Here is an 11,260-nt window from a genome sequence, read left to right on the forward strand (position 1 = left end):
CGGCGTCGCCGCCGGGGCGGCCGCCGCGCATGGCGGCTCGCCGGAGGATCGCGCTTCGGAGCATCGCTCCGCAGTGGCCGACGACGCGTCGTCGCACGAGCGTCCGCACGGCCGTCGCGCCGCTCGCACCGAACAGGAGCCGCGCGACGGCCGGAACCCCGAGGGCGACGTCCGCGCGGGAGGTGACCACGAGGGAGGCGTCCGAGAGGACCGGGCTCCCGAGGATCGCGGCCCTGTCGACCCGGCCCGCGATGACCGCGCCCATGAGGGCCTGGATCGGGAGAGAGCCGTTCGCGACGGCGGGGCCGCCGGGGTCCGTGAGGCCGACCGTCCCGTCGGGGCCGGCGGGGCCCGCGCGACCGACCATCCTGTCGGGACCGGCTATGAGGGCGAGGTCCACCGGGCCGAGCAGCGCCCGGCTCGCGACGAGTCGATCGACCGTCACGACATCGATCAGCAGGACGTGGCCCGGCACGATGCGGACCGTCGGAATGACCTGACCGATCACTCCGCGGGTCAGCAGCAGGCCGACCCGCAGCACATCGATCAGTCGGCGGTGGACCGCAGCGACATCGACCGGTCCGCGGTCGACCGCAGCGACGCCGATCGCAACGACGTCGATCGCGGCGACGCCGCCCGGTCCGAGGCGGACCGCCGCGACCCGGTCCGCTCCACGGACGAGACCGGTGACCTCGGCCGGGCCGGGACGGAGCGCGACGAGCGCGGCATCCGCGACGACCGCGTGGGCGATCAGCCGGCGCGCGCCGAGGACCGCTCGGGCATGGAGCCTCCCGTCGCGCAGGACTGGTCCGGCGGCTCCGCGGACCGGCGCGGCACGGAGCAGGATCGGCTCAGCGCCGATCAGGACCGGCTCGGCGCCGATCGACAGGCCTCGCAGCCCCAGGACGGTCCGGAGTTCCGTCCGGCCGGGGCTGATCCGGCGGTTCCGCAGGACGGTGCTCGCCACCAGGACGAGTTCCGCCCCCTGGACAGCCGCGACGGTCGCCAGGACGGCTTCCAGACCCAGGAGTCGCGACAGGGCGAGGTCGAGGACGATCCCTTCTTCCGCCAGGAGCAGCAGCTGCGGGAGCAGAACGGCGATCTCCCGCCGAAGGCTCCGGAGTTCGGTGCCCCTGAGGACGGCTCCGTGCAGAACCGTCTCCCGGAGGACGGTATCGACGGCGAGGGCGGGGACGCACGTCGCTGACCCCTCCTGACCGCGGACGCGACCCCGGCGCCCCTCGGCGCCGGGGTCGCTCCCTGTTCGGGCCCGCATTCGGCCCCGGGGCGGCGGATCGTCCGGAGCCGCGTGCCAGACTGTCGGCCATGCCCGAGCGCACGCCCCGCACCCGCATGGACGACCTCACGGTCGAGCGGGTGCTGCGCGTGGTCGAGGCGATCCCGCCGGGACGCGTCGCCGCCTACGGGGAGGTGGGCGCGATCGTCGGCGTCGGCCCGCGTCTGGTGGGACGGATCATGGGCACCTGGCTCGTCGACGCCGTGGTGGCGCGTCACGAACGCCTCCGGCGACCATCCGCTGCTCGCCCGTGCGCTTCCCCACTGGCAGGAGGAGGGGATCACGGTGAAGCCGAACGGGCTCGGCTGCCGGATGAAGGACTTCGGCGCGGACCTCGAGCGGCTGCGCGCCGAGGCCGCACCCGCGCTCGCGGAGCTCGAGGAGGAGGACGCATGAGCCCTTCGCTCCGCCGGGCTCACTCCACCGGGACGTCGTCCAGGAAGTAGAACGAGGGGACGCGGGCGGCGTAGTCGTTGCCATCCAGCTCCCGCCAGGTGACGATCTCGGTGGACCCCTCGCGCTCCTGCGCGTGGCTGGTCGCCAGGAACATCAGCCCGATGACGCTCGCCAGCCCCTGCTCGGCAGGCTTCTCCCGCAGGATGTCGCCGATCGAGGCCTGGCCGGAGCGGCCGCGCACGTCGTTGACGTGGGAGGTGAGGCCGACGAGATCGATGTCGTTGGTGCGCACCAGGTCCTGGAGCACCTCGACGCTGAGAGAGGTCGCATCGTGCACCTCGGCCTCCGCGGGGGCGCCCGGATCGGTGGGGTCCTTCAGCCGGTGCTGCGAGACGGAGGAGAGCTGGACGCGGGAGAGGTCGAGCTCGAGCGGGAAGGGGGTGCGGGTGGGCACCTCGTCCTTCTGCGCGAGCGCCACGCCCTGCGCCTCCTGCAGCGCCTCGAGCAGCACCCGGTGCTGGCGGAAGTCCTGCGAGCGCACGAAGCGGGCGAGGGAGCGGTACAGCTCCGTCTTGACGTCCAGCACCTCCTGCGCCGGCTCGTAGAGGTCGCTGAACACATTGGCGAGCCGTTCGCGCTCGTCCCGGGAGAGGGAGCGGGAGAAGTCCCGCTCGAGCAGACGGTCCACGAGCTCCTGCGTGGCCCGGGTCTGGACGGGGTCGTTCAGCATCCGGAAGAAGGCGGTGAAGGTGCGGCCGACGGTCGACTGCCCGAGCAGGTCGTCCCCGGCCAGCAGCTGTTCGAGGATCTCGCCGCGCGAGCCCTCCGGGGAGAGGATCTGCTCGCGCAGGTGCAGGTCCACGGCGCGCAGGTCCTCGCGGTACTGGAGGAAGTCGCCGGAGAGCTCGGCGGCGATCTGCAGGATGTCGCGCAGCCGGTCCACCGACGCCTCGGGGCTGGGGAGCATCAGCTCCCCCTCGGCGAGCTCGCGGATCTCCTGCTCGATCCGCTCGCGGCGGCGCTGGAGATCGGCGAGCCGCACGTCGCGGTCCGTCTCCGTCTCCTGGGCGAGGCGGTCGAACTGCTGGATGACCAGCTGCAGGCGCGACTGGGTGGTCGTCGGCCGGTGCTCCTCGAGCGAGGCGATGAACTGGATCGCGTCGATCGTGGCGGGGCTCGGCTCGAAGGTGGTCTCGGTGCGCTGGGGGTCGTCGCGCCGGGTCAGGTAGCCCTCGCGCACCCAGCCGTCGACGTACTCGGCGGCGCTGCGACCGCCGCGCGTCTCGTCCCCGGCGCCGTCGGCTGAGGCGGCCCCGTCCGCCGCGGAGGTCCCGTCGGCCGGGCCCTCGTCGTCGTGCAGCAGCGAGAGGTGCGCGCCCACGCGGGCGATGAGCTCGCTGCGCGGCAGCCGACGGTCGCCGGCGGGGAAGGTGGCCTGCAGGATCGCGAGCACCGCCGGGGCCTTGGTCGCGGCGAGCAGGCGCCAGGTGCTGGCCCGGCGCAGCTGCTCGTAGGCCTCCTTGCGCGCGGACACGGCGTCGCTTCGGCGGTCGGTCCACCGGTTCGGCTCGGTCGTGGTCACGGTCAGCGAGTCTAGCGGTCCGCTCCCGCGCCCCGATGCAGGGGCTCCTCGTCGGCCGGCGTCAGCACCCGCCCTCCCCCTGCCCCTGTTCCCCCCAGCGCGTCCGACGAACTGGATCGAGTGGCAGATGTCGACCGCTTCATCTCCCGGATACCGGTCGACATCCGCCACTCGATGACGCCCTGCCCCCGGCCGGGCGCGGAGAAGGTCGGGCGGGCCGGGACGACCGGCCTGTGCGGACCGCCGCGGGACGTGAGTACACTCGACCGTGAACGTTCACGACACCGTCTCGTGACCGCCCCGCCGACCCAGGAGAGACTCACCGATGAGCACCCCCGCACCCCATGACTCGAGCACCCCGCAGGACGCCGCCCTCCCGCCCGCCGACCGCTCCGACCGGTGGTGGGAGGACCTCGCCGGCGGCCGCAACCGCCTCCGCGGCCGCGCGCACCTGCACTCCGACGCCCCCGCGCTGAGCCTCGACGGGACATGGGAGTTCCGCTATGGCACCCGCGCCGACGGCACCGACCTCGGCGAGCCCGGCGAGATCGCCGTGCCGGGGCTGTGGCAGCTGCAGGGCCACGGCGCCCCGCAGTACACCAACGTCGTCTACCCCATCCCGATCGACGTCCCCCACGTCCCGGACGAGAACCCGACAGGCCACTACTCCCGCACCGTCGCCGTCCCCGCCGACTGGACCGACTCCCTCGCGGGTGGCGCCCGAGCGCTGCTGCGCTTCCAGGGCGTGGACTCCGCGGCGAAGGTCTGGATCGACGGCACCGAGATCGGCGTGACCTCCGGCTCGCGCCTAACCCAGGAGTTCGACGTCACGGGCGCCCTCTCGGCCCCGGGCGAGCACCGCCTGGACGTGCGGGTCGTGCAGTGGTCGGCGAACACCTACGTCGAGGACCAGGACATGTGGTGGGCCTCCGGCATCTTCCGCTCGGTCGACCTGCTGCTGTGCCCCGCCGGCGGGATCCACGACCTCGCGACCCATGCGGACTTCGACCCCGCGACCGGCCGCGGCACCCTCACCGCCACCGCCTACGACGCGGACGGCGGGATCGTCCCCGCGACGGTGCGGATCCCGGAGCTCGGGATCGAGGCCGCGGCCGACGGGGCCGAGATCGCCGCCGGCGAGGTCTCCCCCTGGAGCGCCGAGTCGCCGCGGCTGTACGAGGCGAGCGTCTCCACCGACGCCGGCACCGAGACGGTGACGCTGAAGCTCGGCTTCCGCCGCGTGGAGGTGGACGGGGAGATCTTCCGCGTCAACGGCGAGCGGATCGTGTTCCGCGGCGTGAACCGTCACGAGGCGGATCCGGTCGTCGGCCGCACCCAGCACCTGGAGAACCAGGACCTGGACGTCGCGCTGATGAAGCAGCACAACCTCAACGCCGTGCGCACCTCCCACTACCCGCCCCACCAGCGCTTCCTCGAGGTGTGCGACGAGGCGGGGCTGTACGTGATCTGCGAGGGCGACTTCGAGACGCACGGCTTCCACGTCGACTCCACCTGGGGCGAGGACGGCACCGGCGCGGCCGAGCGCCCGGCGGCGGACGACCGCTTCCGCCCGATGCTGTGCGAGCGGTCCGAGCGCTTCGTGCTGCGGGACCGCAACCACGCCTCGATCGTCATGTGGTCGATCGGGAACGAGGCCTCCACCGGCCCGGTCACCGAGGCGATGATCGAGACGGTCCGCGCCACGGACCCGACCCGCCCGGTCATCTACGAGCAGGACTACCGCGCCGAGACCGTGGACGTCTTCTCGCTGATGTACCCCACGCATGACGAGACCGAGCAGATCGGCCGTCGGGCGCTGACCGAGGAGTACCGCGAGAAGCTGATCGGGATGCTGCACCACCTGGGCGTGGACCCGGGCGAGGCGGGCTTCGGCTCCGACGAGTCGCCGATGCCGGCGCTGTCGAAGCCCTTCCTGTGGATCGAGTACGCGCATGCGATGGGCAACGGCGCCGGCGCGCTGAAGGAGTACATGGACCTCGTCCACCGCTACCCGGCACTGCACGGTGGCTTCATCTGGGAGTGGATCGACCACGGCATCCTCACCACCGACGCCGAGGGCAACGAGATCTACGGCTACGGCGGCGACTTCGGCGAGCGCCTGCACGACGGGAACTTCGTCGCCGACGGACTGCTGCTGCCCGATCGCACCCCGTCCCCGGCGCTGCTCGACGCGAAGCACCACTACTCCCCCGTCGGCCTCGAGGTCGGCGCCGCGACGGCGGGCATCGTGAACCGCTATGCCTTCTCGGACCTCTCCCACCTGCGCGCCGAGGTCTCCACCGACCTGCAGGCGAGCTGGCAGGAGCTCGAGCTGCCGGCCCTCGCCCCGGGCGAGAGCGCCGAGCTGGCGCTGCCGCAGGGCGAGCACGCCGCGGTGACGGTGCGCCTCACCACGCGGGAAGCCGACGGGCCGGTCCCGGCCGGGCACGAGATCGTCGCGGCCTCGCACGTGGACGCGGAGCGTCTGGCCGCCTCGGTCCCCCCGGCCCCCGCCGCGGCGATCGCGCCGCAGCAGGCGGCCGACGGCACCTGGCAGGTGGGGCCCGCGCGCCTGGACGACCTGGGCCGGCTCGTCGGCCTCGGCGAGCTCGCCCTCGAGCACGCGGGGGCGGACCTGTACCGCGCCCCGGTGGACAACGAGCGGGCCCGCACCCGCTACCCGCTCGAGGCACGGTGGAAGCGGATCGGACTCGACGTCGCCCGTCGCCGCCTGATCGGGATCGAGGTGGGCGCCGAGCAGCTCGTGGTCCGCTCCCGGATCGGCCTGGACGGCAACGCCCTGCACGCCGACGTCACCGAGTCCTGGCGCGCCGATGCGGACGGGGTCGAGCTCGCGGTGACGGTGACCCCGTCGGCGCTGTGGCCCGAGGACCTGCCGCTGCCGCGGATCGGCTGGAGCTTCGCACTGCCGGCGGCGCCCGGCGAGGTGGAGTACGAGGGCTTCGGCCCGCACGAGATGTACCCGGACACCGGCGGCGGCACCACCTTCGCGCGCCGCACCGCGAGCGTCGAGGAGCTGCAGGTCCCGTACGTGTTCCCGCAGGAGAACGGCAACCGTGCGGGCGTGGTACGGGCCGTGCTGAGCGGCGGGGAGGCGGGCTCCGGCCTCGAGCTCACCGCGCCGGAGGGTCTCGGCCTCGCGGTACGGCCGTGGTCGACCGCGGAGCTCGACGTCCGTGCGCACGACGGGGCGCTGCGTCCCGACGGCCGCACCTGGGTGACCCTCTCGGCGGCGCTGCACGGCGTGGGCTCGGCGGCCTGCGGCCCGGAGCCGCTGCCCCAGCACGTGCTGACCGCCCGGGAGGAGAGCTTCCGGATCCGCTTCGCGCCTGCCGGGCGCTGAGCCTCGCTCGGGCCGGCGGCCACCTCGCCCTCCGCGGGGAGGCCGCCGGCCCAGCCACGTCCCGGCCCCCGCCCCAGGTCCTGCCCGGGCACCGGTTCCTACCACCTGCCCCGGGTGAGAGTCGACGATCGCAACCCGCTCGTCACCTCCGGGGCGCCTGAGCCGAAGTGCGGCCCGCTACGCTGGAGCGGGCGCCGTCGTGGCGCCACGACGCAATAGCCCCGTCATACGGGGCAATGAGGGAGAAGCATGACTCAGGGGTACGGGCCGCAGTACGGCCAGAACGGCCAGTGGGGCGCCGACGGCGATCAGGGACAGTGGGGGCAGAACTCCCCGCAGGGGCAGCAGCCGGCTCCGCAGTCGCAGTGGGGGCAGCCCTCTCCCGCGCCGGCCGCCCCGCAGTGGGGTGAGCAGTCGGCGGGCCAGGCCTCGCCCGCCCCGCAGCAGTGGAGCCAGGCCTCGCCGCCGCCCGCCCCGGGCGGGTACCCGGGCACCAGCGGCTACCCCGGCACGGCCGCGGCCGCGTCGACGTCACCCGTCGCCGGGAAGGGCGCGCTGGCCAAGAAGCTCGGAATCGCCCTGCTGATCCTGGCGGTGCTCGCCGTGATCGCTCGACTGGCGACGCCGATCTTCATGTTCATGATGGCGGCCAACGGCAACCCGGCGGACATGGAGGAGATCTCCGTGGGCATGGGCCTCGGGAGCATCGGCACGCTCCTGGCATGGATCGCGAACCTGATCTTCTCGATCGGTCTCCTGGTCGTCTCGATCATCGCGGCGATCCAGTTCAGCGGCCGTGGCCGCACGGGCGCGATCATCGTGGCGGCGACCGTCATCGTCTCGGTGGTCCTGTACTGGATCGTCAGCTTCGTCGCCGGGTTCCTCGGCGCCGCCATCGCGGGCAACTCCTACGACATGGGCACGATCTACACCGTCGGGGGCATCGCCGAGCTCCTGCGCGTGCTCGTGGTCGCCGCAGCGCTGCTGGTCGGCTCGTACATGGTCATGGCCTGGGGCCGGAAGAACGAGGCCGCCACGGCCTGAGGCACGGCCGCACTCCGGGACGGGCCCGGTCTCCGCATGCGGGGACCGGGCCCGTCACCGTCCGCAGCGGCGGCCCGATCAGCCCCCGAGCAGCACGGTCCCGTCGTCGGTGCTGATCAGGGCGCGGCCGCCGCTGAGGGGGTGCCAGGCGGTGATCTCCTCGTCGAGGACGAGCTCCTCGCTCACCTCGCCGTCCTCGGCGGTGATCACGCGCAGCCGCTGCGCGCCGCGGGGGTCCAGGGGCTCCTCCCGCACGGTCTCGTCGACCACGACGGCGGTGCCCGCGGCGAGGCTCCCGCGCACCTCGGCCTCGGGGTCCTCGAGCGGGAGGGTCCAGCTGTTCGTCCCGGTCGCGGTGTCGTAGGCGAGGAGCTGCCCGGCCTCGTTGGTCAGCACCATCCGGGTCCCGTCGATGCCGATGCGGGCGGTGAACGCCTCGGCCTGCGCCACGCCGTCCCCGCCCGGCGCGGTCCAGTCCGCGCCGTGCTCGGAGGCGAGGATCTCGCCCTCGGTCGTGGTCCCGGCCTCGGTGCCGGAGGCGAGAACGCGGCCCGCCTCGAGCCGCACCGTCCAGTCCCCGGCCGGGGAGGGCGCGGACTCCCACAGCGGTGCGCCGTCGCGGAAGGCGGCGGCGGTCAGCGCACCGCCCTCTCCCGTGCAGACGGTGAGCACGAGCGGTCCCTGCTCCTGCACGGACTGCGGGTCGGGCGGGGCGGGGGTCGCCGCGATGCGGCAGTCGGCGTCGGCGGGGGCGAGGACCCGGCCGACGGGGAATCCGGTGGCGGCATCGATCTGCAGCCAGCCCTGGGCGGGGTCGAAGCGCAGCGGCACCGACGGCAGCACCCCCGTCGCGGCGACGGCGTCGAGCAGGCCGGGCGGGGCCTCGGACCGGGCGGGGAGCGCGAGGCCGGCCTGGTCGGGTCCGCGGGTCTCCTCGGCGTCCATGACGGTCCACAACGGCTCGTCCGGGGCGGTGAGGTCCACGCCCCGCACCCGGCAGACTCCCTCCTCGCAAGCACGCAGGACGAGCGTGTCGCCGGAGAGGGCGAGCGGCTGCCCGGGCAGCTCGACGGGCGCGGGGCTCTCGCCCGGCGCGGCGCCCCCGTCCGGCGCATCGGATCCGTCGCCGGCGGCGTCGCTCCCGCCGCCGAGCTCATGCACCCGCGTGACCTCCCCCGTCACCTGGACGAGGCGTGTCCCGTCGGAGGAGAGGGCGAGCACGTCATCGGGTGCGGCCTCGACCTCACGCGCTTCGGCCCCGGCACCGACGAGCTGGGCGGTGCCGTCGGCGCGGCGCACCAGCACGGGCCCCTGCCCGTTCGGGGCGGAGGCGACCGTGTCCCCTTCTCCGAGCGGTGCCATCTCCGCAGCAGCAGCGTCCTCCAGCGAGTCGACGCGGGTGGCGAGCACGGCGGGGAGGGTGAGGGCGAGGGCCACGACGAGCGCGAGGCCCGCGGCGAGGAGCGTCCGCGTCCGTCGGCGCAGGCGACCGCCGAGCAGTGCTATCAGCAGCACGCCGAGGCCGGCCCCGGCGAGCACACCGGCCGCGAGACGCAGCGCACCGAGCAGGAAGTGGTCGCCGAGCAGGGCGCAGATCCCGGCGAGCGCCAGCAGCACCACCGCCAGGCCCAGCGCCGTCGCCGCGTCCGGCGGGTGCTCCTCGGCCGGCGCCTGCTCCTCGCTCACCGCGGCTCGCCGTAGTAGGCGCCGGTGGTCTCCTCCCGCAGGGCGTCGAAGGTGCCGTCCTGGAGGGAGGCGCGGATCCGGTCCACCAGCCGCACCACGAAGCGCTCGTTGTGGATCGTGCACAGGGTCGAGGAGAGCATCTCCTTGGCCCGGAAGAGGTGGTGCACGTAGGCGGCGGTGTAGTGGGTGCAGGTGTAGCAGTCGCAGGTCTCGTCGATCGGTGCGAACTGGCGGCGGTAGCGGGAGCCGGTGAGGTTCACGCGGCCGGTGCGGGTGTAGACCGCGCTGTTGCGCGCCACGCGCGAGGGCGAGACGCAGTCGAAGGTGTCGGCCCCAGCGGCGATCGCGACGAAGAGGTCGTCGACCTCGCTGATGCCGAGCAGGTGGCGGGGCTTGTCCTCGGGCAGCTCGTCGGTCACCCAGCCGACGATGGTGCCGAGGTTCTCCTTCTCCAGCGCCCCGCCGATCCCGAAGCCGTCGAAGGACCAGCCCTCGACCTCCATGCCGCCGAGGTCATGGGCGGCCTGTCGTCGCAGGTCCTCGTACTGCGCGCCCTGGATGACGCCCCACAGCTGCTGGTACGGGCGGTGGGTGCGCTCGTGGGTGAGACGGGCGTGCTCTGCCAGGCAGCGCAGCGCCCACAGCCTCGTGCGCTCGAGCGCCTGCTCCTGATAGCCGCGGGAGTTCATGAGCGTGGTGAGCTCGTCGAAGGCGAACATGATGTCCGCGCCGAGGCCGTGCTGGATCTGCATGGAGATCTCGGGGGTGAAGCGGTGCTCGTCGCCGTTGATGAAGGAGCGGAAGGTGACGCCGTCGTCGTCGACGTGGGCGAGACGCTCCTTCCCCTCGCGGACGGCGTCGTCCTCGCCGTTGGCGGTGCGGGCCTTCTCGCCGCCGGAGAACTCGGAGGAGAGGACCTTCTGGAAGCCGGCCCCGAGGCTCATCACCTGGAAGCCGCCGGAGTCGGTGTAGGTGGGACCCGGCCAGTTCATGAAGGCGCCGAGGCCGCCCGCCTCGTCCACGAGATCGTGGCCGGGCTGGAGGTAGAGGTGGTAGGCGTTCGCCAGCAGCGCCTGCGCGCCGAGCTCCGCCATCGACTCCGGCAGCACGCTCTTCACCGTCGCCTTGGTGCCCACCGGCACGAAGGCCGGGGTCGCGATGTCGCCGTGCGGGGTGGTGATCACCCCGGCGCGGGCCTTCTCGCCGTGACGGGCGGTGATCTCGAAGCCGACGTCGGCGGGGGACGGGGCGGCGGCAGGCGTCTCGGCCGCGGAGGGCGCAGGGGGCGGGGGCATGGTCACCGTCCCATGGTCCCACGGCCTACCGCGCCGTAAGATCGCGGAGGCCGCACGACCCGCACCGCAGGAGGGACCATGTCGACACCCCCGACCGACGCCTCGGCGTCGTCGCTGCCGTCGACGATCCCCGTGGTCCGTGCGGTCGGCCGGGCCTCGTCGGGAGGGGTGCGCGATCAGCTCCCCCAGTGACCCGCCCGCTCCGCGCCGCGGGGGCCGACGGGCACGGCCGCAGGAGGACGGGGAGCACGCCGAGGGCGACGCCCCGCGCCTGGCCGACGACCTCTCCGACTGGACGCAGGAGGCCGAGGACGGACCGGCGCCCGGCCCGACGCCCGAGCCCGCGACCATGACCACCCCGTCCCGTCCGCGCTCCTCCCTCGCCGCGTGGACCGCGGACGCCCTGCCCTCCTCGACCTCGTCGCTGGACGACTGGCTGCAGGGCCCCGTCGAGGCGCATGCCGAGCGGGAGGCGGAGGACGCCTGGTCCACCAGCGGCTCCGTCTCCGGCACCTGGCGGCCCGAGGGCGAGGAGAGCCGATCGCGTGACGCGGCGGGCGCCCCGTCCGGCGGCGTCCCCGGCGGCCCCGCACCGA

The 11,260-nt window shown here is 74.0% G+C and carries 7 protein-coding genes and 1 pseudogene; 4 read left to right on the forward strand and 4 right to left on the reverse strand.

Annotated features, from left to right (window positions below):
* Window positions 1–475, reverse strand: a pseudogene (locus HMPREF3159_RS01805) (hypothetical protein); the annotation flags it as partial.
* Between HMPREF3159_RS01805 and HMPREF3159_RS01810 the strand changes: the two are divergent.
* Window positions 464–1,207, forward strand: coding sequence for a hypothetical protein (locus tag HMPREF3159_RS01810; protein WP_141748027.1), 744 nt, complete (start codon window positions 464–466; stop codon window positions 1,205–1,207). The pseudogene HMPREF3159_RS01805 and the gene HMPREF3159_RS01810 overlap by 12 nt on opposite strands.
* Before the next feature lie 505 nt (window positions 1,208–1,712).
* Here HMPREF3159_RS01810 and HMPREF3159_RS01820 read toward each other — a convergent pair.
* The gene (locus HMPREF3159_RS01820; RefSeq protein WP_070499408.1) at window positions 1,713–3,275 is read right to left on the reverse strand and encodes a DUF3375 domain-containing protein; all 1,563 of its coding nucleotides are present in this window, start codon (window positions 3,273–3,275) and stop codon (window positions 1,713–1,715) included.
* Between the two features lie 325 nt (window positions 3,276–3,600).
* On the opposite strand from HMPREF3159_RS01820, the gene HMPREF3159_RS01825 reads away from it, so the two are divergent.
* The gene (locus tag HMPREF3159_RS01825; RefSeq protein WP_070499410.1) at window positions 3,601–6,639 is read left to right on the forward strand and encodes a glycoside hydrolase family 2 TIM barrel-domain containing protein; all 3,039 of its coding nucleotides are present in this window, start codon (window positions 3,601–3,603) and stop codon (window positions 6,637–6,639) included.
* Between the two features lie 249 nt (window positions 6,640–6,888).
* Window positions 6,889–7,683 (forward strand): hypothetical protein, encoded by a 795-nt coding sequence (locus tag HMPREF3159_RS01830; protein WP_070499411.1) that lies wholly within the window; start codon window positions 6,889–6,891, stop codon window positions 7,681–7,683.
* A 78-nt stretch (window positions 7,684–7,761) separates the two neighbouring features.
* Here HMPREF3159_RS01830 and HMPREF3159_RS01835 read toward each other — a convergent pair whose 3' ends face one another.
* Both HMPREF3159_RS01835 and tgt read right to left on the reverse strand, forming a co-directional pair.
* Window positions 7,762–9,369, reverse strand: a complete 1,608-nt coding sequence (locus HMPREF3159_RS01835) for a hypothetical protein (RefSeq protein WP_070499413.1) — start codon at window positions 9,367–9,369, stop codon at window positions 7,762–7,764.
* The gene (gene tgt / locus HMPREF3159_RS01840; protein ID WP_070499415.1) at window positions 9,366–10,664 is read right to left on the reverse strand and encodes a tRNA guanosine(34) transglycosylase Tgt; all 1,299 of its coding nucleotides are present in this window, start codon (window positions 10,662–10,664) and stop codon (window positions 9,366–9,368) included. The genes HMPREF3159_RS01835 and tgt overlap by 4 nt, the downstream gene beginning before the upstream one ends.
* A gap of 349 nt (window positions 10,665–11,013) precedes the next feature.
* Between tgt and HMPREF3159_RS17610 the strand changes: the two genes are divergently transcribed.
* Window positions 11,014–11,260 (forward strand): hypothetical protein (locus tag HMPREF3159_RS17610; protein ID WP_210388815.1); only part of this gene is annotated, 247 nt, incomplete at its 3' end.

Origin of the sequence: Brachybacterium sp. HMSC06H03 (assembly GCF_001807385.1) — a bacterium.
In the GTDB taxonomy this organism is placed as follows: Bacteria; Actinomycetota; Actinomycetes; order Actinomycetales; family Dermabacteraceae; genus Brachybacterium; species Brachybacterium conglomeratum.

Coding starts and splice junctions, on each gene's coding strand:
- HMPREF3159_RS01825 (WP_070499410.1), top strand. CDS start 3,601: ATGAGCACCCCCGCACCCCATGACTCGAGCACCCCGCAGGACGCCGCC.
- HMPREF3159_RS01830 (WP_070499411.1), top strand. CDS start 6,889: ATGACTCAGGGGTACGGGCCGCAGTACGGCCAGAACGGCCAGTGGGGC.
- tgt (WP_070499415.1), bottom strand. CDS start 10,664: ATGCCCCCGCCCCCTGCGCCCTCCGCGGCCGAGACGCCTGCCGCCGCC.